The sequence below is a fragment of the Pedobacter sp. WC2423 genome, from assembly GCF_040822065.1.
GTDB lineage: Bacteria > Bacteroidota > Bacteroidia > Sphingobacteriales > Sphingobacteriaceae > Pedobacter.
This window is the reverse complement of record NZ_CP162005.1, coordinates 4913410-4937623: the sequence shown is the minus strand read 5'-3', so window position 1 is coordinate 4937623 and position 24214 is coordinate 4913410. Positions and strand designations below refer to the sequence as shown.

General features: G+C 38.8%; 20 protein-coding genes. 14 read left to right on the top strand and 6 right to left on the bottom strand.

The genetic code is table 11. From position 1 onward, the window contains the following. Nucleotides 1-45: 45 nt before the first annotated feature. Complete coding sequence (locus tag AB3G38_RS20650) at nucleotides 46-525, bottom strand: lipocalin family protein (protein WP_367865614.1); 480 nt, start codon at nucleotides 523-525, stop codon at nucleotides 46-48. A gap of 228 nt (nucleotides 526-753) precedes the next feature. Between AB3G38_RS20650 and mdh the strand changes: the two genes are divergently transcribed. The 6 genes from mdh (at nucleotide 754) to AB3G38_RS20620 (ending at nucleotide 5807) form a co-directional block, all read left to right on the top strand. Next, nucleotides 754-1692, top strand: coding sequence for a malate dehydrogenase (gene mdh / locus AB3G38_RS20645; protein ID WP_183865796.1), 939 nt, complete (start codon nucleotides 754-756; stop codon nucleotides 1690-1692). Continuing rightward, nucleotides 1692-2129, top strand: coding sequence for a retropepsin-like aspartic protease (locus AB3G38_RS20640; RefSeq protein WP_367865613.1), 438 nt, complete (start codon nucleotides 1692-1694; stop codon nucleotides 2127-2129). Before mdh ends, AB3G38_RS20640 begins: the two co-directional genes overlap by 1 nt. A gap of 46 nt (nucleotides 2130-2175) precedes the next feature. Further along, nucleotides 2176-2862, top strand: a complete 687-nt coding sequence (locus AB3G38_RS20635) for a response regulator transcription factor (RefSeq protein WP_367865612.1) — start codon at nucleotides 2176-2178, stop codon at nucleotides 2860-2862. Then, a complete protein-coding gene (locus AB3G38_RS20630; RefSeq protein WP_367865611.1) occupies nucleotides 2859-4223 on the top strand; it encodes an ATP-binding protein in 1365 nt (454 codons plus the stop codon). The genes AB3G38_RS20635 and AB3G38_RS20630 overlap by 4 nt, the downstream gene beginning before the upstream one ends. 135 nt (nucleotides 4224-4358) lie before the next feature. Beyond that, nucleotides 4359-4850 carry a hypothetical protein gene (locus tag AB3G38_RS20625; RefSeq protein WP_367865610.1) on the top strand — a complete coding sequence of 164 codons (492 nt, stop codon included), beginning with the start codon at nucleotides 4359-4361 and terminating at the stop codon, nucleotides 4848-4850. A gap of 24 nt (nucleotides 4851-4874) precedes the next feature. Beyond that, entirely contained in the window at nucleotides 4875-5807 is a 933-nt protein-coding gene (locus AB3G38_RS20620) for a bestrophin family protein (protein WP_367865609.1), read from the top strand. A 134-nt stretch (nucleotides 5808-5941) separates the two neighbouring features. Here the strand turns inward: AB3G38_RS20620 and gyrB are convergent, their stop codons facing one another. After that, the gene (gene gyrB, locus AB3G38_RS20615) at nucleotides 5942-7900 is read right to left on the bottom strand and encodes a DNA topoisomerase (ATP-hydrolyzing) subunit B (RefSeq protein WP_367865608.1); all 1959 of its coding nucleotides are present in this window, start codon (nucleotides 7898-7900) and stop codon (nucleotides 5942-5944) included. Nucleotides 7901-8128: 228 nt separating this feature from the next. Between gyrB and AB3G38_RS20610 the strand changes: the two genes are divergently transcribed. Continuing rightward, nucleotides 8129-8740 (top strand): OmpH family outer membrane protein, encoded by a 612-nt coding sequence (locus AB3G38_RS20610; protein ID WP_183891691.1) that lies wholly within the window; start codon nucleotides 8129-8131, stop codon nucleotides 8738-8740. Nucleotides 8741-8804: 64 nt separating this feature from the next. Further along, complete coding sequence (locus tag AB3G38_RS20605; protein WP_367865607.1) at nucleotides 8805-9299, top strand: nucleoside deaminase; 495 nt, start codon at nucleotides 8805-8807, stop codon at nucleotides 9297-9299. Nucleotides 9300-9315: 16 nt separating this feature from the next. On the opposite strand, the gene AB3G38_RS20600 is transcribed toward AB3G38_RS20605, so the two are convergent. Then, nucleotides 9316-9729, bottom strand: coding sequence for an RNA-binding S4 domain-containing protein (locus AB3G38_RS20600; protein ID WP_367865606.1), 414 nt, complete (start codon nucleotides 9727-9729; stop codon nucleotides 9316-9318). Between the two features lie 80 nt (nucleotides 9730-9809). Between AB3G38_RS20600 and AB3G38_RS20595 the strand changes: the two genes are divergently transcribed. The 6 genes from AB3G38_RS20595 to miaA all read left to right on the top strand — a co-directional run bounded on the left by AB3G38_RS20595 (nucleotide 9810) and on the right by miaA (nucleotide 15535). Next, nucleotides 9810-10625, top strand: coding sequence for a 2,3,4,5-tetrahydropyridine-2,6-dicarboxylate N-succinyltransferase (locus AB3G38_RS20595; RefSeq protein WP_367868780.1), 816 nt, complete (start codon nucleotides 9810-9812; stop codon nucleotides 10623-10625). After that, entirely contained in the window at nucleotides 10625-11743 is a 1119-nt protein-coding gene (locus AB3G38_RS20590) for a glycosyltransferase family 4 protein (RefSeq protein WP_367865605.1), read from the top strand. The genes AB3G38_RS20595 and AB3G38_RS20590 overlap by 1 nt, the downstream gene beginning before the upstream one ends. Nucleotides 11744-11784: 41 nt before the next feature. Then, nucleotides 11785-12351 (top strand): L-threonylcarbamoyladenylate synthase, encoded by a 567-nt coding sequence (locus tag AB3G38_RS20585; RefSeq protein WP_367865604.1) that lies wholly within the window; start codon nucleotides 11785-11787, stop codon nucleotides 12349-12351. Nucleotides 12352-12419: 68 nt separating this feature from the next. Next, nucleotides 12420-13835, top strand: a complete 1416-nt coding sequence (locus AB3G38_RS20580) for a CCA tRNA nucleotidyltransferase (protein WP_367865603.1) — start codon at nucleotides 12420-12422, stop codon at nucleotides 13833-13835. 128 nt (nucleotides 13836-13963) lie between these two features. Beyond that, nucleotides 13964-14614 carry a hypothetical protein gene (locus AB3G38_RS20575; protein WP_367865602.1) on the top strand — a complete coding sequence of 217 codons (651 nt, stop codon included), beginning with the start codon at nucleotides 13964-13966 and terminating at the stop codon, nucleotides 14612-14614. 9 nt (nucleotides 14615-14623) lie between these two features. After that, a complete protein-coding gene (gene miaA, locus AB3G38_RS20570; RefSeq protein WP_367865601.1) occupies nucleotides 14624-15535 on the top strand; it encodes a tRNA (adenosine(37)-N6)-dimethylallyltransferase MiaA in 912 nt (303 codons plus the stop codon). Between the two features lie 42 nt (nucleotides 15536-15577). Here the strand turns inward: miaA and AB3G38_RS20565 are convergent, their stop codons facing one another. The 3 genes from AB3G38_RS20565 to rpoB all read right to left on the bottom strand — a co-directional run bounded on the left by AB3G38_RS20565 (nucleotide 15578) and on the right by rpoB (nucleotide 24174). Next, on the bottom strand, nucleotides 15578-15892 hold the full coding sequence (locus AB3G38_RS20565) for a DUF3467 domain-containing protein (protein WP_367865600.1): 315 nt from the start codon (nucleotides 15890-15892) through the stop codon (nucleotides 15578-15580). A 101-nt stretch (nucleotides 15893-15993) separates the two neighbouring features. Next, a complete protein-coding gene (gene rpoC, locus AB3G38_RS20560; RefSeq protein WP_367865599.1) occupies nucleotides 15994-20286 on the bottom strand; it encodes a DNA-directed RNA polymerase subunit beta' in 4293 nt (1430 codons plus the stop codon). Between the two features lie 84 nt (nucleotides 20287-20370). Then, nucleotides 20371-24174 carry a DNA-directed RNA polymerase subunit beta gene (gene rpoB, locus AB3G38_RS20555; RefSeq protein WP_367865598.1) on the bottom strand — a complete coding sequence of 1268 codons (3804 nt, stop codon included), beginning with the start codon at nucleotides 24172-24174 and terminating at the stop codon, nucleotides 20371-20373. Nucleotides 24175-24214: the final 40 nt, after the last annotated feature.

Sequence of the window (24214 nt, the reverse complement as noted above, 5' to 3'; positions counted from 1 at the left end):
GCGGTTGAAATTTACCTGATAAAATTGTTACTGGATTCAGGAAGATTATGCCTGACTCTTAGGTGCTGCTGGCTTATGTTCCTGTGAGACAAGCTTTGAGGTATCGTAACCTTTTTGCTCACATCGTTCTATAATTTCATTCAGAAGTTCGTCGGACATTTCCGGCCTGCGGGAAAGAATAGAAAGGTTTTTGTGTTTAGGGTGCCCGACAACGGCATAGGAGTAATCTGCGGCAAGTTCAATAATCCAGTAATCCACTTTTAAAGGCCATACAAACTGTGCTTTAAGTTGTGCATTACTGGTTCCGCGAACCACAATCAGTTTGGAGCGTACGTACTTGGTTGTTTGGGCCGGGGGTAACTTATAGGTAGTAAAAACTGCATAGTAACCGTCAGGATGTATCACATACGTCTCTGTAGTTTCATGCCAGTTTTTGTCCATAAAGGTGGGTATTGAACATAGTGAATACCATTTACCTGCATAAGACATTATATCAACTTTTTCAACAGGTTTATTCTCTAACATAGCGTTCCCTAATTAATACGGTAAGAATATCTGTTTAGCTGCAATGACCAAAATCAATTTACAAATCTAAACAGACGTTAAGCAAATGTAAATTCTTTCTCATAAAACCAAGAAGGTCTGATAAAGTTTTAAAAAGGATTTTTAAAGATTTTCTGATAATGCCTTAAATTTTATAACTTGGGCAGGAAGATCTAATGAAGATTTTATTACAATTTAAAAATTGAATCCATGAAGATAACAGTTGTTGGTGCAGGAGCAGTTGGTGCGACTTGCGCAGATAATATTGCTAGAAAAGAGTTAGCTGAAGAATTAGTTTTATTAGATATCAAAGAAGGTTTTGCTGAAGGCAAAGCGATAGATATGATGCAGACTGCTGCATTGCTGGGTTTTAATACAAAAATTACCGGGGTAACAAATGATTATAGCCAGACCGCAGGTTCTGCCGTTGCTGTAATTACTTCTGGTTTACCGCGCAAACCGGGAATGACCCGTGAAGAGCTGATTGGCATCAATGCGGGTATTGTTAAAGGTGTAGCAGAAAATATATTAAAGTTCTCTCCGGATGCGATTATTATTGTGATCAGCAATCCAATGGATACCATGACTTATTTAGCACTTAAATCTTTGGGGCTGCCTAAAAACAGAATCATTGGTATGGGTGGTACTTTAGATAGTGCAAGGTTTAAATATTACCTGAGTGTAGCCTTAAACTGTAATTCAAATGATCTGCAGGGCTTTGTTATCGGTGGTCATGGTGATACGACAATGATTCCGTTAACACGTTATGCAACTTATCAGAGTTTGCCAGTAAAGGATATTTTATCTGCTGAGGTACTGGCTAAAGTTGCTGCTGATACTATGGTAGGTGGCGCGACATTAACTGGCTTATTGGGAACTTCGGCATGGTATGCTCCCGGTGCTGCCGGTGCTGCACTGGTGGAGAGCATTGTTCGTGATGAAAAGAAACTATTTACTTGCTGTGTTGCCCTTGATGGGGAATATGGACAAAATGATATTTGTTTAGGTGTACCTGTAATTGTTGGTCGTAATGGCTGGGAAAAGATTATAGATTATAATCTGAATGAGGAAGAAAAAACTGCCTTCAATAAAAGTGCTGATGCGGTAAGGGCAATGAATAATGTGCTTAAAGAAATGAAGCTTATTTAATGCGTACTGTTACAGTCCCTCTTACTTTAATAAACTTAAATGATGACGGTTTCCACCTCCTGGTGGAAATCGTTGTTTTTGGTAAAAAACATTGGGCAGTCGTAGATACCGGAGCTTCAAGGTCAGTATTCAACAAGGCCTTTATTGAGCAGTATAGCGGTGCTGTGGTTGAACAGCAGGAGGAAGAAACCAATGCGACGACATTGTTTACAACTTCAAGTACGATACAGGCAGTGATCCTGAAATTAAAAATCGGTAAACTGATGATTAAAGCTTACCCTGCGGTAGCGCTGGATCTGGAAACTGTAAATGATGCTTATGAATTAATGGGGCACCCCCGGATCGTAGCGATTATTGGCAGCGATATCTTCCTTAAATATCATGCTAAGATCAACTACAAAAAACTGAAAATTCTATTTTCTTCTAAACCAGGCTGATTTCCATTTCAATCTGCTTAAATTTGCCTGAATAAAACACCTGCTTATGAAACTCCTTATTGTTGAAGACGAGCCTAATGTGGTGTCAGTTCTGAAAAGAGGGTTAAGCAGTGAAGGCTTTGAGCTAAGTGTGGCACCTGACGGGTTTATTGCGCTGGAAATGGTTTCGGCGCATACTTTTTCATTGATTATACTGGACATTATGCTTCCTGGAATCAATGGTCTGGACTTGTGCAAGCAGATCAAGAAGAATTATCCGCAGCTACCTATTATTATGCTGACTGCATTAAGCAGTACGGAGAATATCGTTACAGGACTTGACAATGGGGCTGATGATTACCTGGTGAAACCTTTTAAAATTGCTGAGCTAAGTGCAAGAATCCGCATGTTGTTGAGGCGGCATGCCGGTCTTCAGCAAGCAGATGAAATTATCACTATTGGCGATTTACAGATCAATATTTCTGGTAAAACAGTGACCAGAGCCAATCAGGAAATCACATTGACGGCAACAGAATACCGCCTGCTTCAATTCTTTGCCAGAAATAAGAACAAAACTTTGTCCAGAATAGATATTCTGGAGAATGTCTGGGATATTGATTTTAACATGGGCACAAATGTGGTTGATGTTTATGTCAATTACCTGAGAAAGAAAATAGACAAAGGCTTTAGCACCACGCTGCTGCATACGGTTGTTGGATTAGGCTACCTGCTCAAAGAAAAATCATTGCCATGAATTTAAATACCCGCATCACTTTCTTATTTGCTGTCTTATCTGCAATTATCATCTCTTTATTGAGTGGTTTTGTATGGTATTTTGCAAATGAGTTTGCTTTTGAAGATTTCTACAAGAGATTGGAAGCGCGGGTAAAAATAGCGATTCAGACTAAGGCTGCAGCTGGAACAAATACGCTGGAGTATAACGAGGTACGCCAGAAATACCTGGAACGTCTGCCACAGGAGGAAGAACAGGTTTTTGCTGCGGATGAACCTAGTAAAATAGCTTTTAATAAAAAGGTAAACCTCCCTTCCAGTTTTTATAAAAATATTGAATCTGGTATGCTGGCCCGTTACCGGAACGAAAACGTGTTTTATGCTGGTAAGTACTTCAAAAATGGACCGAATGGCTATATTGTTATCATTTCTGCAAAAGATCCTTATGGTTACAGGGAGCTTAAGGATTTACAGAAAATCTTGTTTGCAGGTTTCTTCCTTTCGGTCGCTTTATCGTACTTTGTAGGAAGAAGATTCTCTGACTTCACTTTTAAACCAATCAGAGAGTTAATTAAAAAGGCGAAAGGGATCAGCGCAGAGAATTTACACCAGCGCCTCCCGCCTATCAAAGGAAATGATGAAATCTCAGAGATTTCACAGACTTTTAATGAGATGCTGGACAGACTGGAAACTGCTTTCGAAACACAGAACAATTTTATCAGCAATGCTTCTCATGAGTTAAGAACACCATTAACGATCATTAGCGGGGAAGCCGAATTGACAATTGCCAGAGACGGCCACCGGGATCCTGAGCTTCAGAAATCTTTAGCGACTATCCAGGCGGAGTCCGAAAGACTGGAAAATATATTGACGAGTTTATTAAGTTTAGCACAATCTGGTTTTGACGGGGAAAAACAGCGCTGGGAAGAAATCCGGCTGGATGAGTTGATCTGGGATGTAAAGGCTTCTATCGACCTGGTGAATCCGGAGAATAAAATTCAGGTAGATTTTTCTAAACTTCCGGAAAACCCGGAAAGTATTAATTTAAATGGAAACCTGAACCTGATTAAGCTGGCAGTAACCAATATTGTAAACAATGCTTGTAAATATTCTGATAACAGAGTGGTTGAAGTCGGTTTATCTGTTACACGTACCAATATCGTAATCAGTGTAAAGGATCAGGGAATTGGCATTCCTGAGGATGAACTACAACATGTGTTTGAGCCATTTTTCCGCGCTTCCAATACGACTGATTATAATGGATATGGGGTAGGCCTGCCTTTATCATTAAATATTATCCGTTTGCACAAGGGAAGTATAGCTATTAAAACTGTACAGGAATCCGGAACTGAAATGAGCATTTTATTGCCCCGTTCACGCTGATCAGGATACCTCTGATTATTCCTGTCAAGACAATCTGATTATTCCCGAAATTCTAATCTCATTCTAATCTTACTCTTATACGGCTGTAATGTCCGGGCTGTACTATTGTATCATTAACTAATCAAAAGATACAATATGAAAACAGTCTTAATTCCTACAGATTTCAACGAAAATTCAGTTTATCTCTCAAAGAACATACTGAAAAATTTCAAAGATGAACCGATCAGGATTTTATTCTTTCATGCTTATAAACTGACAGATTCTATCTCCGATTTATTAATGCTTTCCCGAAGAAGTACTGAGTACGGGCAAATTCCCGAATCTTTTCACCGCGCGTGTTATGATTTCAAAAAAACACATCAGGCTCAGATAGACACTATAGGTATTGAATATTTTTACGGTAGTACAATGGCTGCTTTCAGAAATTTTGCTGAAGCACATGAAGTGGATTTCATCTACTGTCCTGAAACTTATAGTTTTCGTCAGATATCAAAGTATAGTATCAATCCTGACGTATTCTTAAATAAATCTGGTATCCCGATACTCAGGGTTATTCAGGAAGATGAAGCACCTGTAAAAAGAAAGAAAGCAATTGCGCTGGAGCATGAAGTTGCTCAGCTTGTCTAGTTATGACCTTTTAAAACACAATATATGTTATTAAAGAAAAATGTCCCGCTAACCTACATCTTCGGGAAAATATATAAAGATCTGATTTTAGTAACCTTGTATGCCGTTGGTATCGTCATACTTTATGAAAACTTTCATTTCACCAGAATCTCTATACCTATTGCGGTACCAGCCCTTTTAGGTACAGTAATCTCACTTTTACTGGCATTCCGGTCTAACCAGGCTTATGATCGCTGGTGGGAAGCGCGGATTCTGTGGGGTGGAATTGTCAATGATTCAAGATCATTAACAAGACAGATACTGTACTTTATTGATGATCCTTATTATTCGGCAGAAATACAATTGTTCAAGGAACGCTTTGTGAAAAGGCAAATTGCCTGGGCTTATGGCTTAAGTCAATCGCTTAGAAATACGAATCCGATATTAGGACTGGACAAGTTTATGAAACCTGATGAGCTGGACTTTGTGAGCAGATATAAAAATATACCGATGTCCATTTTAGAGTTGCATGCACGGGATATTAAAATCGCTGTTAAAGAAGGCTGGATCAATACTTATCAGCAGATAGAGATTGACAGGACTTTATCAAATTTATGTGATCGTATGGGAGGGGCTGAGCGGATAAAAAACACGGTATTCCCGGTTACCTATAGCAAGTATATCAATATGACGATCTACTTGTTTATTATCATGCTGCCTTTTGGACTGATTGAGTTCTTTGGGTACATTGAAGTGCCTGTGGTTATCGCAATTGCAGCAGCGTTCTTATTAATTGAGAAGATGGCTATTCATTTGCAGGATCCTTTTGAAAACAAACCTACGGATACGCCAACAACAACGATCTCAAGAACTATAGAAAGAGATCTGTCACAGATGCTGAATGATGCCCATTATCATGAAGATAAAATGAAGGCTATGGAGCCTGTTCATAATCCAAAAACCTACTATATCTTATAAAAGAGATTTATCTTAACATCATATTTCCATAAAAAAAAGGAGGTCCCAATTTGGACTGCCCCCAGAAAGTGTCTAACTTTTTGGGGGCAGTCCAAATTACCGGGTACCTCCTTTTTTATGGAAAGATTAAAAGCCTAAGCGTCAATCTTCGCGTATTTAGCATTTCTTTCAATAAATTCTCTTCGTGGTGCAACTTCATCTCCCATTAACATAGAGAAAGTATGGTCACATTCCGCAGCATTTTCAATTGTAGCCTGCATTAAAGTACGGTTGGCCGGGTTTAATGTAGTATCCCAAAGTTGTTCTGCGTTCATCTCACCCAAACCTTTGTAACGCTGGATGTGAACACTTTCTTCTTTACCTTGCCCTTTTAAACGTTGTACTGCTGCATCACGCTGGATATCATTCCAGCAGTATTCCTGATCTTTTCCTTTTTTAACAAGGTAAAGCGGTGGCGCTGCGATATAAACATAACCGGCTTCGATTAATGCTTTCATGTATCTGAAGAAGAAGGTCAGGATCAGGGTAGTAATGTGTGATCCGTCAATATCCGCATCCGTCATGATCACGATTTTATGGTAACGGAGTTTAGTAATATTCAGCGCTTTATCATCTTCAGGAGTACCTATACTTACACCCAGTGCAGTGAACATATTCTTGATCTCGTCGTTTTCGTAGATTTTATGCTCCATTGCTTTTTCCACATTCAGGATTTTACCTTTCAGTGGAAGAATAGCCTGGAAGTTACGGTCACGGCCCTGTTTTGCAGTTCCACCCGCGGAATCTCCCTCGACAAGGTATAATTCACATTTTTCAGGATCACTATCCGAGCAATCGGCTAATTTACCTGGTAAGCCAGATCCGCCCATTACACTTTTACGCTGAACCATCTCACGTGCTTTACGCGCTGCTGCACGTGCTGTAGCTGCAAGAATAACCTTGTTAACGATCATTTTGGCTTCTCTTGGATATTCTTCCAGATAAATACCTAATGCTTCACCAACGGCAATATCCACAGCACCCATAACCTCAGTGTTACCTAATTTGGTTTTGGTCTGCCCTTCAAATTGCGGCTCTTGTACTTTTACCGAAATTACAGCAGTCAGACCTTCACGAAAGTCATCACCGGTAATCTCAAATTTAACGTTTTTAAGTAAACCAGACTTGTCAGCATAAGCTTTCAAAGTACGGGTTAAACCTCTTCTGAAACCGGCAATGTGTGTACCGCCTTCATGTGTATTGATATTATTTACATAAGAGTGCACATTTTCAGCATAGCTGTCATTGTACTGCAAAGCAAGCTCTACCGGAATACCATTTTTAATTCCTTCTACATAAATAGGCTCAGCAATCAGTGAAGGACGACCTCCGTCTAAAAACTGAACAAATTCTTTTAAACCACCTTCAGAAAGGAAAAGTTCAGTCAGGAAATTTCCCTGCTCATCAACTTCACGCTCATCTGTTAGTGTTAAGCTGATTCCTTTATTTAAGAAAGATAACTCTCTTAAACGCGAAGCCAGCGTATCATAACGATATTCTGTAGTCTGTGTAAAGATCTTATCATCCGGAGTGAAAGTAATTACAGTACCTCTTTTTTCAGTTTCACCTACAGTTTTCACATCGTACTGTGGTTTACCTTCGCGGTATTCCTGTACCCAGATTTTCCCTTCACGGTGTACTTCTGCTTTCAAATGTATAGATAGTGCGTTTACGCAACTTACCCCCACACCGTGCAATCCACCGGAAACTTTATAAGTATCTTTATCGAACTTACCACCGGCATGCAGTACGGTCATTACAACCTCAAGAGCCGATTTTTGTTCTTTTTGCATGATTCCTGTCGGAATACCACGACCGTTATCCTCAACTCTGATAGAATTATCTTTAAGAATATTTACCGTAATCGTATTGGCATGCCCAGCCAGGGCCTCATCAATTGAGTTATCTACTACTTCATAAACCAAATGGTGCAACCCTTTAACACCCGTATCACCTATATACATTGAAGGGCGCTTACGCACCGCTTCTAAACCTTCTAATACCTGTATATTATCTGCCGAATAATTTGACTTTGAATCTTTTTCTTCGCTCATAAATGTTAATAAAAAATAAGATTCAAAAATAACCAATTATGGCCAATTAAAGGCAAATGTGGATAACTATTTGATCAAAAAACTGCATTAATGACCCAAAAAAAACAAGTTATTTAGGATACTAAATTGGAAATTTTATATTTGCTAAAATTTACTCCGTCAGTTTAAACCATAAATGGACACTGAAACTGGAAAAGAATTAAAAACAACATTATAATAAACGCATAAATGAACAGAACATCCTTCAAACTAAGCACACTGGCTACCGCTGTAGCATTAGTTTCAGTATTGGCTTCCTGCCAGAGTAAAGACAACAAAGCTGCGACTGATACTGCGGTTAAAACTGACGTTGCTGCAACAACAGTTAAAGCTAACGAGCCTATCGTTTATGTAAATTCGGATTCGTTATTAACTAAGTACCAGTATTTCAAAGATCTTAAGACTAAATTAGATGCCAAGTCTAAAGCTGCCCAAACTGATCTTGCTGCAAAACAACAGGCTTTTCAACGTGAAGTTGCTCAATATCAGCAAACTCAAAACACATTACCTGCTGACCAGAGAGCTACTACTGAGCAAAGATTAGCACGTAAACAACAGGAATTACAAGCTTATCAGCAAAATGCCGGCGCTGCTTTACAAAATGAGCAAGGTGCTGAGCAAGAAAAATTATACAACAAAATTGCTGATTACCTGAAAATCTATGCTAAAGGTAAAGGTTATAAAATGGTGTTGACTTACCAGAAAGGCAACAGTGCTATTTTATTTGCTGATGCTTCTTTAGATGTAACGAGTGAAGTAATCACTGGTCTTAACGAAGGTTACAAGGCTGACAAAAAATAATTAATGCTGAACGTTAAAAAAGATGCTCCTTAATTGGGGCATTTTTTTTGCATATAATTTTAAGATGGAAAAAGAAACAAAAGAAGAGCATGCCCATAAAAAGTTTATGCGCCTGGCTATTGCATTATCCGAACAGAATGTATCAGAAAGCCTGGGAGGCCCTTTTGGCGCTGTAGTAGTTAAAGATGGAAAAATTGTAGCTAAAAGTGGTAACAAGGTGACTACAACAAATGATCCTACTGCACATGCAGAAGTATCTGCGATCAGGATAGCCTGCAAAAAATTAAAAACTTTTGACCTGAACGGTTGTGTGATCTATACCAGTTGTGAGCCTTGTCCGATGTGCCTGAGCGCGATCTACTGGTCAAGGATCAATATCATCTATTATGCAAATACAAAAGCCGATGCTGCCCGGATTGGTTTTGATGATCAGTTCATTTATGAAGAACTGGACAAGCCTATGGAAAAACGTATCATTCCTGTAAACCAGCTATTAAGGGAAGAAGCCCAGCAGGCTTTTAAGCTCTGGGAACAGTCTGCTATAAAAATTGACTATTAGCCAGGGAAAACCCCGGCTAATCTTTTTTCTCTTCGTCTTCGTCAAAAAGATTGCCTTTTAAATCATCAATCTCTCTTCTGTCTCTCTTGGTAGGTCTTCCTGCTCCTCTGTCCCGGATTAAAACTGGTGAATGAAACATACTTTTATAACCCTGCGTTTCTTCGATCGGGGTAATATCTTTATATTTTGTCACTGCGATCTTTGATTCAACCCTGGTATACAACAGTTCAACGACCTCGATAATCTTTTTTTCGATTCCTTTGGAAACCTGGTAAACGTCACCGGGTTTGACCACTACAGAAGCTTTCACATTCTGACCGTTAAATTTAACGCGGCCAGCTTTACACGCCTCAGTTGCTAAAGTTCTTGTTTTAAACAATCTTATTGCCCACAAGTATTTATCTATCCGTAATTTTTCCTGCTCTGCCATAAAAAATCAAAAATACATAAGTAAAAGATCGCTCAATACATAAAATTGATTTATTTTGTGAAAAAATAAAATTGATAATGATTAAAGAATTGAAAAAGTTAATAGAGGCTGCTTGGGAAGACAGAACTTTATTAGAATATACTGAATATTGTGAAGCGATCGAGACTGTTGTGATGCAATTGGATAAGGGAGAAATCCGCGTTGCTGAACCAATTCTAAATTCATGGGGAATTAATGAATGGATAAAGAAAGCTGTTATCCTTTATTTCCCTATCAGAGAAATGAAAGAAATTGAAGTTGGCCCTTTCATATTTCATGATAAAATGAAATTGAAAACCAATTATAAAGAATTAGGGGTAAGGGTTGTTCCTGGTGCAAGTGCACGTTATGGCGCATTTTTATCTAAAGGAGTGATTTTAATGCCTTCTTATGTGAACATCGGTGCTTATATTGACGAAGGTACAATGGTTGATACCTGGGCTACAGTAGGTTCTTGTGCACAAATCGGAAAACATGTACATTTAAGTGGCGGTGTTGGTATTGGTGGTGTTTTAGAGCCAATTCAGGCTGCTCCGGTTATTATCGAAGACAATTGTTTCATCGGTTCAAGAGCTATCGTTGTGGAAGGTGTACGTGTAGAACGTGAAGCTGTTTTAGGCGCAAACGTTGTATTAACCGCTTCTACTAAAATTATTGATGTTACAGGAAGTACTCCTGTTGAATATAAAGGTATCGTGCCTGCAAGATCAGTAGTGATTCCAGGAAGTTATACTAAAAAATTCCCTGCTGGTGATTACCAGGTTCCTTGTGCATTGATCATCGGAAAACGTAAAGAATCTACAGATAAAAAGACTTCACTTAATGATGCATTAAGAGAAAACAATGTAGCAGTATAATGAATATTGGTTTTGATGGAAAAAGAGCCGCCAATAATTTTACCGGTTTAGGCAATTACAGCAGATCACTTGTTTTACAGTTATCAGAATTTTTCCCTCAAAACCAATACTTTATTTATAGTCCCAAGGTCAAACGGCATGGTCAGATTTCTTCTTTTTTTGAAAGACAGAATATCCACCTGGTGCTGCCTGAAAAGTCTTCGTTCCTTTGGAGAACTTTCGGCGTAAGAAAGCAATTTAAAACAGATAACATTGCAATTTATCATGGTTTAAGTAATGAAATCCCTGTCGGCGTATCTCCGGCTATCCGGACTGCAGTTACCATTCATGACCTCATTTTTCTGCGTTATCCGCAGTATTATAAATTCATAGACCGCACGATCTATAATTTCAAAAGTAAATATGCCTGCAAACATGCGGATCATATCATCGCCATCAGTGAGCAGACCAAAAATGATATCATTGAATATTATCAGGTTGATCCTTCGAAAATAGAAGTACTCTATCAAACCTGCGATGATTCTTTTAAACAAATTATCGGGCAGGAATTTAAGGATTCAATCCGCAAAAAATATCAGCTGCCTGAAAAGTACATCCTCAATGTAGGAACAATTGAACCCAGAAAGAACTTACTGGCTTTAGTACAGGCGTTACCTGCTATTGACCCTGATTTTAAATTGGTCGTGGTTGGAAAAAAGCAGGCTTACGCACAAAAAGTAATTGCGGAGATTGAAAGACTGGATCTTGGAGAAAGAGTCATTTTTCTGAAAGATATTCCGTTCACAGACCTCCCTGCTATTTATCAGCTGGCCTCTGTATTTGTTTATCCGTCTTTTTACGAAGGGTTTGGCATCCCGATCATCGAAGCGCTTTATGGCAGGATACCAGTTGTTGCGGCAACAGGTTCTTGTCTGGAAGAAGCAGGCGGCCCGCATAGTTTGTATATAGATCCAAATGATGCTGCGGCACTGGCAAAGGCAGTAAACTCTGTTTTAACTGATCAAAAGCTGGCTGACAAAATGAAAGAAGAAGGTCTGAGCTATGCGCAGAAATTCAATACAGCAGATTTGGCCCGTCAGCTAATGAATTCTTACAGCAGCATGATTGCTAAAGATTAAGAACCTTCTGAATACCGGAGATTATTTAATAAATTTACACCATGCTAAAAACGGAAATTGACAAGGCTTTAACGGTCTTGAAAAATGGGGGCGTAATCCTCTATCCTACAGATACGGTATGGGGTATAGGTTGTGATGCGACAAATGAAGCAGCAGTCGAAAAAATTAATGCGATTAAAGGCCGCTCTTCTGATAAGAGTTTTATTGTCCTGGTGGATAATGATTCGAAAATACAAAGTTATATCGATGAAGTGCCTGAGGTTGCATACGATCTGATCGAATTTGCGGAACATCCATTAACGATCATCTTTTCGGGCGCAAAGAATTTAGCTAAAAACGTGATCAATGCAGATGGCAGTGTCGGTATAAGAGTGGTTAAACATGATTTTGCACAGCAGTTAGTGCAGCGTTTCAGAAAACCGGTCGTCTCTACATCCGCTAATCTTTCAGGCCAGCCTACTCCACAGTTTTTTGATGAGATTGACGAAGAAATTAAAGCTGCTGTAGATTATGTGGTGGACTGGGAACAGGAACTCAGAATTAATAAAAAGGCATCTACAATCATGAAATTAAGTCCATCTGGTCAATTTTCCTTCATAAGAAAGTAAGTTTTAGTACTTTTGCAGACGCTATTGGAAGCATCATGAGTTTATAAGCTCAAAACAATATATAATTAGTGAAAAAAAATCTAGAACATCCTGTTTTTAAGGTAATGGCTGGTATTGCCGATGAAAATCATATCGAAGCCTATGTGATTGGTGGATACGTACGGGATATTTTTCTGAAAAGACCATCAAAGGATATTGATGTAGTCGTTCTGGGAAATGGGATCGAATTTGCTGAACGTACCGGAAAACAGCTAAAGAGTAAAGTTGCTGTTTTTAAAAATTTCGGCACTGCCATGTTAAAGTACCGTGAGCTTGAACTTGAATTTGTTGGTGCAAGAAAAGAATCTTATCGTGCTGATTCCCGTAAACCTATCGTTGAAAATGGTACAATTAAGGATGATCAGTTGAGAAGGGACTTTACAATCAATGCTTTGGCAATCTCTTTAAATAAAGATAATTTCGGACAACTGGTTGATCCTTTTAATGGTATAGAGGATTTAAATAATAAATTAATCCGTACGCCACTGGATGCTGAAATTACTTTTTCAGACGATCCTTTACGCATGATGCGTGCGATCCGTTTTGCGACTCAATTGAATTTCAATATTGATGAGCAGGCATTAGCTGCAATTGCTAAACAAAAGGAAAGGATCAGCATTGTTTCCAAAGAAAGAATTACAGACGAACTGAATAAAATTATCCTCTCCCCTGTTCCTTCAATAGGCTTCAAATATTTGTTCGATACAGGCCTGCTTCATATCATATTTCCACAAATGGCAAATTTATATGGAGTAGAAATCATTAAAGGAAAAGGACATAAAGATAATTTTTACCATACCTTGCAGGTACTGGACAATATCTGTGAAGTTACTGAGGATCTTTGGTTACGCTGGGCAGCGATTCTTCATGATATCGCCAAACCACCAACTAAACGCTTTGAGGAGAATCATGGCTGGACTTTCCATGGTCATGAAGATAAAGGAGCGAGAATGGTTCCCCAGATCTTTTCACAGTTGAAATTACCATTGAACGAAAAGATGAAGTTTGTTCAAAAGATGGTCCAGCTGCATTTACGTCCTATTGTTCTCGCACAGGAAGTGGTAACAGACTCTGCGGTAAGACGCGTTTTATTTGATGCAGGTGAGGATATTGAAAGCCTGATGTTACTCTGCAATGCGGATGTAACTACTAAAAATGAATATAAAATAAAAAAATACCGGAATAACTTTGAGCTGGTTAAGCAAAAGCTGAAAGATGTAGAAGAGCGGGACAAAATAAGAAACTGGCAACCTCCTGTTTCAGGAAATGACATCATGGAAGTATTTGGCCTCGCTGCCGGTAAAGAAGTGGGCATGATTAAAAATGCAATCCGCGAAGCAATTCTGGAGGGCGAAATAACAAATTCACCTGGTGAAGCGTTAGCATTTATGTTGCGCAAGGGAAAAGAATTTGGACTCATACCAATTACAGAACAACCTAAATAATTAATGTGACCACTGGGTTTTAGTTCATAGAATTATGGCTCAAAATGGCATCATATCTCATAAAATGAATATGTACTCGTGAAAACATATTTTATTTTATAATTTTATAATATAGAAATACAGCACAAATGGCAATTTACAGATTCAGACTTAGTTTTGACGATTACGATGAAGTGATCAGAGAGATCGATATCAAATCAACGCAAACTTTTGAAGATTTACATAAAGCACTACACCGCACAACAGGTTATAATGCAGAAAAATCTTCTTCATTTTATGTAAGTTCTGATCATTGGATCAAAGGGGATGAAATCGCATACCTCCCAACGCAAAAGAAAACCGACCGCGGTGTAAGCTTAATGGAAAAATCCAGGCTAAGTGCTTTTATTGAAGATCCACATCAGAAATTTTATTATATCTACAATTTTGACCGCCCTTATGAGTTCCATGTAGAGCTGATCAAAATTATTTTGCAGGCAGATCCTAATATTGAATATCCTGTACTTTTCAAAAGTATCGGTGAGGCACCTAAGATCTTTGATGCCAATAATATTCCAACTGAAGTCGTAACGAATAACCCAATTTCTAATGATTTCGATTTCCTGAACGAAATGGACTTTGTACCTGAGGATACAGAAGAAATTGAAGCAATGGATGGCCGTGGTATTACTACATCAGAAAAAAGTGAAGATGCCGATGATGACGATTCAGATTCGGATGATTTCTCTGAGGATGAAGATTATCATGAAGATGAGTACGATAGTAAAGAAGATTACTAAGCCATATCAATGGCAAAAAATAAAACATTAATTGTAATTGCAGGGCCAACGGCAATAGGTAAAACAGCTTTAGCTATTACGCTGGCCCAGCATTTCAGGACAGAAATCATCTCTGCTGATTCCAGACAGTTTTTCAAAGAGATGTCAATAGGAACCGCAAAGCCCCATGCAGATGAGCTTGCTGCCGCTAAACATCATTTTATTGATTCCCACTCTATTAATACCTTCTTCAGTACCGGAGATTTCGAAAAACAAGCTTTAGGGCTATTGGATCAAATCTTTACCAAACATGATCTGGCAATTATGGTTGGAGGATCTGGTTTATACCTGGATGCTGTAACTAAAGGACTTGATGAATTGCCGGATACAGACATGGAAATCAGGAATCAGCTGAATCAGCTGTTTGAAACAGAAGGATTGGAACCTATCAAAGCTCAGCTTGAAGCAGTTGATCCAGAATACTATGCAAAAGTAGATCAGGCCAATACACAGCGTCTCATCCGCGGACTGGAATTTTTCCTGTCTACAGGAAAAAAAGTCTCTTCATTTTTAACAAACAGTAAGAAAGAAAGGTCTTTTAACATCATAAAGATCGGCTTGAATATGGAAAGACCTCTTTTATATGAGCGCATTAATCATCGTGTAGATGTAATGCTGGAGCAGGGTCTGTTAGAAGAAGTAAAATCCTTAATTGAATTCAGAGAGCTGAATGCACTGAAAACTGTTGGATATGCAGAGCTTTTTGATTATCTGGATGGTACAATTACTTATGATACTGCGGTAGATAAGATCAAACAGAACACCAGGCGATTTGCAAAGCGCCAGCTGACCTGGTTTAGAAGAGATATACAAATCCATTGGTTCTCTCCTGATCAGTCGGCAGAAGTCATCAATTTCCTCGAACGATCAATAAAAAATTAAGGAGAAAACAGGCAGAAAATTGTTTTCTCCTCCTCTATTTAATTAAGCTTGTGCTGTTGGCCCGCCAAAGTTCATTGGAAATCCTGAAGGTTCTTCCTGAGTTTTGATTCTGCCATTAATTGATTCGAATTTCTCTATATTATCCTGCATTGCACTCATTAATCTCTTCGCATGTTCAGGAGTCAAAATGATTCTTGATTTCACTTTTGCTTTTGGTACTCCTGGCATAACCCTGATAAAATCAAGTACAAACTCCGTATTGGAGTGTGTGATTATTGCAAGATTTGAAAATATACCTTCTGCTATCTCTTCAGAAAGTTCAATGTTAATCTGATTCTCGTTGTTCTCGTTTTCCATACTACAAAACTACTTCTTTAATTCCTTAGCATGGTAGCTATATTAAAAAAAAATCCCCCCTGACAAGATCAGGAGGGATTAAAAAAAATTAACTATTTAAATTATGCTTCTATTTCTTCTTCTTGTTTCGAAGCTAATAATTTGTCATATTCTTCTTGTGAACCCACGATAATACGTTCGTATCCACGAACACCAGTTCCTGAAGGAATCAAGTGACCAACGATTACGTTTTCTTTCAATCCAAGCATATTATCACGTTTACCTGCAATTGCAGCTTCGTTCAATACTTTTGTAGTTTCCTGGAAGGAAGCTGCAGAGATGAATGATTTAGTACCTAATGATGCACGTGTAATACCTTGTAATACAGAACTAGCAGTTGCTGATCTTGCATCACGAACTTCGATCTGTTTCAAATCTTTACGTTTTAACTGAGAATTTTCATCTCTTAATTTACGCAGAGAAAGAATCTGACCTGGTTTAACCGTATTTGAATCACCAGCATCAATAACAACTTTCTTGTCATAGATATCATCGTTTTCAATCATGAAGTCCCAACGATCTACAGAATTATTTTCTAAGAATGTAGTATCACCCGGATCTTCGATATGAACTTTCTGCATCATCTGATGTACAATAACCTCAAAGTGTTTATCATTGATTTTTACACCTTGTAAACGGTAAACTTCCTGGATACCATTCACTAAGTATTCTTGTACAGCAGCAGGACCTTTAATTGCTAAGATATCCGCAGGAGAAATCGATCCGTCTGATAATGGCATACCAGCTTTCACGAAGTCATTGTCCTGAACCAGGATGTGTTTAGATAATGGTACCAGATATTTCTTGATCTCACCATCTTTTGATTCGATAGTCATCTCACGATTACCACGTTTCACACCACCTAAAGTTACTACACCATCAATCTCAGTTACTACAGCCGGATTAGAAGGATTACGTGCTTCGAACAATTCAGTTACACGTGGTAAACCACCCGTAATATCTCTTGTTTTTCCTGTAGCACGAGGGATTTTAACTAAGATCTGACCAGTCTTAACCGCTTCTCCATCATCGATAGAAACGTGAGCTCCAACAGGAATGTTATACTGTCTGATTAATTCACCTTTTTTATCTACAACTCTTACTGATGGATTTTTAGTTTTATCACGTGTATCGATAATTACTTTCTCACGGTGACCGGTTTGCTCATCTGATTCTTCACGGAAGGTAACACCTTCAATAATTGCATCAAATTCGATTTTACCGGCAAACTCCGAGATAATAACCGCGTTATATGGATCCCATGAACAAATTTTATCTCCTTTTTTAATTTCAGCTCCTTCTTCAACATATAAGAATGAACCGTAAGGGATATTATTGGTCATGATAACTTTACCAGTACCTTTTTCTACGATTTTGAATTCACCTGAACGGCCTAAAACAATTTGTTTCACACCTTGTTCACCTGTGTCATTTGCTACAGTACGAACGTTTTCGAATTCTATGATACCATCAAACTTCGCATTGATCTGAGATTCAGCAGCAATGTTCGATGCGGTACCACCCACGTGGAACGTACGTAATGTTAACTGTGTACCCGGCTCACCGATAGACTGTGCAGCAATTACACCGACAGCTTCTCCACGTTGAACACGTTTACCCGTTGCAAGGTTACGTCCGTAACAAAGCGCACAAACACCTCTTTTGTTTTCACATGTCAATACTGAACGTATTTCCACGCCTTCTAAAGGAGATTCTTCGATTGCTTTTGCGATGTCTTCATCAATATCCTGACCAGCACCTACTAATAATGCACCATCCAAAGGATTAAATACATCATGAAGTGAAATACGACCTAAAATTCTGTCATATAATGGTTCAACGATATCTTCGTTATCTTTCAACGCAGTAGTATACATACCTCTTAAAGTACCACAATCAGCAGCGTTCACGATCATATCCTGAGCAACGTCATGTAAACGACGGGTCAGGTAACCAGCATCTGCAGTTTTTAACGCTGTATCCGCCAAACCTTTACGCGCACCGTGGGTAGAGATAAAGTATTCTAATACTGATAGTCCTTCTTTAAAGTTCGAAAGAATCGGATTCTCAATAATTTCACCACCTGAACCTGATTTCTGAGGTTTTGCCATCAGACCACGCATTCCGCAAAGCTGACGAATCTGCTCTTTAGATCCACGTGCTCCAGAGTCAAGCATCATATATACCGAGTTAAAGCCCTGGTTATCGCTTGATAACTGAGTCATCACGAATGATGTTAAACGGTTGTTGATACGAGTCCAGATATCGATAATCTGATTGTAACGCTCATTATTGGTAATGAATCCCATGTTATAGTTATTCCTTACCTCTTCAACTTCAGCAGAAGCCTGTTCTAAAAGAACTTGTTTCTCTGCAGGGATGTTCACATCCTGCAAGTTAAACGATAGTCCACCTCTGAATGCCATTTGGAAACCTAGCTCTTTAATATCATCAAGGAATCTTGACGCACGGGCCATACCAGTAACCTTAACTACATCACCGATAATATCTCTCAGTGATTTTTTAGTCAGCAATTCATTGATATATCCTACTTCTGCCGGAACCATTTGATTAAACAGTACACGACCAACAGTAGTTTCAGTTAGTTTATTAACGATATTTCCGTCAGAATCTTTAACATTTACCTTTACTTTAATAAACGCATGAAGATCAATACGTTTCTCATTGTAAGCAATGATAACTTCTTCCGGAGAATAGAATGAGGAATCCTGTCCGTTAACCACACGGTTTTCGTCAGTTCTGCGGCCTTTAGTAATATAATAAAGACCCAAAACCATATCCTGAGATGGTACAGTAATCGGAGTACCATTTGCAGGGTTCAGAATGTTGTGCGCAGCTAACATCAATACCTGGGCTTCCAAAATAGCAGCATGACCTAAAGGTAAATGCACAGCCATCTGGTCACCGTCAAAATCGGCGTTGAATGCAGTACACACTAACGGGTGTAACTGGATTGCTTTTCCTTCCACCAATTTAGGCTGGAAAGACTGGATACCCAATCTGTGCAGCGTAGGTGCACGATTCAGTAATACAGGATGGCCTTTTAAAACGTTCTCAAGAATATCCCAAACTAATGGATCTTTTCTATCAACAATTTTCTTTGCAGATTTAACTGTTTTCACGATTCCACGCTCAATCATCTTACGAATGATAAACGGTTTGAAAAGCTCAGCAGCCATATCTTTAGGTAAACCACATTCGTGTAATTTAAGGTTTGGACCTACAACAATTACCGAACGCGCAGAGTAATCCACACGTTTACCCAATAAATTCTGACGGAAACGACCTTGTTTACCTTTCAGGATATCTGAAAGAGATTTCAAAGCACGGTTACCTTCAGTTTTTACCGCATTTACTTTACGTGAATTATCGAATAACGAATCTACAGCTTCCTGTAACATACGTTTTTCGTTACGTAAAATAACCTCAGGTGCTTTAATCTCGATCAAACGCTTTAAACGGTTGTTACGGATAATCACACGACGGTACAGATCATTTAAATCTGAAGTAGCGAAACGACCACCTTCAAGAGGTACTAACGGACGTAATTCCGGTGGAATAACAGGAACAATTTTGATAATCATCCATTCTGGATTATTTTCAATACGTGTTCTTGCACCACGGAAAGCTTCCACAACCTGTAAACGTTTTAATGCTTCGTTTTTACGTTGTTGAGAAGTCTCATTCGCAGCCTGGTGACGTAAGTTATAAGATAAAGTATCTAAGTCAATACGTTTCAATAAATCTTCTAATGCTTCAGCACCCATTTTGGCGATGAATTTATTAGGATCTTTATCGTCTAAGTATTGGTTTTCTTTAGGTAATTTATCAAGAATATCAAGGTACTCTTCCTCAGTAAGGAAGTCCATATACTGGATCCCTTGTTCTTCCATTAAACCAGACTGAATAACTACATAACGCTCGTAGTAAATGATCAAATCCAATCTTTTGGTAGGAAGGCCTAATAAGTAACCAATTTTATTTGGTAATGAACGGAAATACCAGATATGCGCAACAGGAACTACTAAGTTAATGTGTCCCATACGCTCTCTGCGCACTTTTTTCTCCGTTACCTCAACACCACAACGGTCACAAACAATACCTTTATAACGGATACGTTTGTATTTACCACAGTGACATTCGTAATCTTTTACCGGACCAAAAATACGCTCGCAGAACAAACCATCACGTTCAGGTTTGTAAGTACGATAATTAATAGTCTCAGGTTTTAACACCTCACCACTAGAGCGCTCTAAAATAGCCTCCGGCGATGCCAAACTAATGGTAATCGAGGTGAAATTGCTTTTTAATTTATTATCCTTTTTGTAAGACATAGCTCTGTTGTTTGAATTTGAAAATTTAAAAAGTCAGAATGGGTTCCTTTAACAGGTCCCATTCCGACATTAAAAAATTCAACATTAGTCTAACGTAATATCTAAACCTAATCCGCGCAGCTCATGTACCAGTACATTGAATGATTCCGGTACACCTGGAGTCGGCAGGTTTTCGCCTTTTACAATTGCTTCATAAGTTTTGGCTCTACCGATTACATCATCAGACTTCACAGTCAGGATCTCTTGTAGAATATTAGCCGCACCAAATGCTTCTAATGCCCAAACCTCCATCTCACCAAAACGCTGACCCCCGAATTGAGCTTTACCACCCAATGGTTGTTGTGTAATTAATGAATATGGTCCGATTGAACGGGCATGCATTTTATCATCAACCATGTGACCTAATTTCAGCATGTAGATAATACCTACTGTAGTAGGCTGGTCGAAACGCTCACCTGTTAAACCATTATGTAAGTAAGTTCTTCCTGAAGCAGGAACACCAGCTTTAGCGATCCACTCTTCAACTTCATCATGCTTGGCACCATCAAAGATCGGAGTTGCGAATTTCACACCCAATTCTTTACCGGCCCATGCCAATACAGTTTCGTAGATCTGTCCAAGGTTCATACGTGAAGGTACACCCAGTGGGTTCAACACGATATCAACAGGAGTTCCATCATCAAGGAACGGCATATCTTCATCACGAACGATACGGGCAACAATACCCTTATTACCGTGACGACCAGCCATTTTATCCCCTACTTTTAGTTTACGTTTTTTAGCCACATAAACTTTAGCCATTTGCACAATACCTGATGGCAATTCATCACCAACACTGATGGCGAATTTATCACGTTTATATGCACCCAGTTCTTCGTTTACACGGATACCGTAGTTATGAATCAAAATTTTGATCTGATCATTTTTATCGTCATCAGTAGTCCATTTGTATGGATTAATGTGAGCGAATTCTAAATCAGCCAAACTTTTTTGAGTAAACTTAGCACCTTTAGGGAATAATAATTCCTTGTAAACGTTGAAAATACCCTGAGAAGTTTTACCATTTACAATCTGGAACAATTTGTCAACCAACTCATTTTTAAGATTGGTTGTAGCCAGATTATATCTCTTATCTAATTTCTCTATCGCTGCTTTTTCTTCAGCTTTAGTAGTTTTCTTAGCTCTTGAGAATAATTTAGTATCAATTACAACACCTCTGATCGAAGGAGGAGTTTTCAGGGATGCATCTTTCACATCACCTGCTTTATCTCCAAAGATAGCGCGTAATAATTTCTCTTCCGGTGAAGGATCAGACTCACCTTTTGGTGTAATTTTACCAATCAGGATATCGCCTTCTTTTACTTCAGCACCAATACGAATAATACCGTTTTCATCTAAATCTTTAGTAGCTTCTTCAGAAACGTTAGGGATATCCGGTGTTAATTCCTCTTCTCCACGTTTTGTATCACGTACTTCTAATTCAAACTCTTCAATATGCAATGAAGTGAAAATGTCTTCACGAACAATACGTTCACTGATTACAATCGCATCCTCAAAGTTATATCCCTGCCAAGGCATGAACGCTACTTTAAGGTTCCTGCCTAAAGCAAGTTCACCGTTTTCAGTTGCATAACCTTCACAAAGTACTTGTCCTTTAACAACTTTCTGACCTTTTTTAACAATTGGTTTTAAGTTGATACAAGTATTCTGATTGGTTTTCTTGAATTTAATTAATCTGTAAGTTTTGCTATCACCTTCAAATGATACTAAACGATCTGCATCGTTTCTTACATATTTAATAGTGATTTCATTTGCATCCACATATTCAACAACACCATCACCTTCAGCATTGATCAATGTTCTCGAGTCACGTGCAACACGACCTTCCAGACCAGTACCAACAATCGGAGCCTCCGGACGTAACAATGGTACGGCCTGACGTTGCATGTTGGAACCCATCAGGGCCCTGTTCGCATCATCATGCTCAAGGAAAGGAATCAATGAAGCAGCAATCGAAGTAATCTGATTAGGTGCCACGTCCATTAAGTCTAATTTCTCAGGCTCAATAATCGGGAAGTCACCCTCATAACGTGCTTTAACACGGGTAGTGGTGAAATTACCTTTATCATCATAAGCAGCGTTTGCCTGTGCGATAGTTTTACCATCTTCATCTTCCGCAGAAAGATAAATTACATCTTCATCTACAGCAACGACACCGTCTCTTACGATCTTGTATGGAGTTTCTATAAATCCTAATGTATTGATCTTCGCATGTACACAAAGAGATGAAATCAAACCAATGTTTGGTCCCTCTGGTGTTTCAATCGTACACAACCTGCCGTAGTGGGTATAGTGAACGTCACGCACCTCGAAACCAGCTCTTTCACGGGAAAGACCACCTGGGCCTAATGCTGAAAGACGACGCTTGTGCGTAATCTCTGCAAGAGGATTAGTCTGGTCCATAAACTGTGACAACTGGTTTGTACCAAAGAATGAATTAATAACCGACGATAAAGTACGGGCATTAATTAAGTCTGTTGGGGTGAAAACCTCATTATCACGAATGTTCATCCGCTCACGGATTGTACGTGCCATACGCGCCAGACCTACACCAAACTGAGCATATAACTGCTCACCTACTGTACGTACACGACGGTTTGACAAGTGGTCAATATCATCGACCTCTTCTTTGGAGTTGATTAATTTGATCAGGTATTTAACAATTGCAATAATATCTGCCTTTGTTAATACTTTAACGTGATCAGGAGTATCCATCTTCAGCTTACGGTTGATGCGGTAACGACCAACATCTCCTAAGTCATAACGTTTGTCTGAGAAGAATAAACGTTCAATGATACCTCTTGCAGTTTCCTCATCAGGTGGTTCTGCGTTACGCAAAGCACGATAGATGTTTTCAACAGCCTCTTTTTCAGAGTTTGAAGTATCTTTCTGTAATGTATTATATATAATAGTATAATCAGCCTGACTAGCACCATCATCTTTAGATAAGATAATAGTTTTAACGCCAGCATCAATGATCATATCAATATGCTCGTCTTCTAAAACAGTATCCCTGTCTAAGATCACTTCGTTACGATCTATCGAAACTACTTCACCAGTATCTTCGTCTACAAAATCTTCAACCCATTTTCTTAAAACTCTTGCAGCAAGCTTACGTCCGATATATTTTTTCAAACCAGATTTGCTGACCTTAACCTCATCAGCCAAGTCAAACAATTCAAGGATGTCTTTATCAGAATCGTAACCAATAGCACGTAAAAGTGTGGTAACCGGGAATTTTTTCTTACGGTCGATATAAGCATACATGACGTTATTCACGTCAGTAGCAAACTCGATCCAGGATCCTTTGAAAGGAATCACGCGCGCAGAATAAAGCTTGGTTCCGTTCGTGTGACGGCTTTGACCGAAGAACACACCTGGAGACCTGTGTAACTGAGAAACAATTACACGCTCTGCACCGTTGATTACGAATGTACCTTTAGGGGTCATATATGGAATAGTACCCAGATATACATCCTGAATGATAGTTTCAAAATCTTCGTGCTCCGCATCATTACAAGACAATTTCAACTTTGCCTTTAAGGGAACACTATAAGTTAACCCACGGTCAATACACTCAGGTATATCATAACGTGGTGGGTCAATAAAATAATCAAGGAATTCCAAAACGAAAATATTTCTGGAATCAGTGATTGGAAAGTTTTCAGCAAATACTTTAAACAAGCCCTCTGTATGACGGTTGTCTGAAGTAGTTTCTATCTGGAAAAATTCTCTGAATGATTGCAACTGTACATCTAGAAAATCCGGGTAATCTATGATGTGCTTACTACGTGCAAAATTTACTCTTTGGTCGACTTTATTTGCCAAGGTACTAAAGTTAATTTAGTTTAAGAATAAACTATTTGTT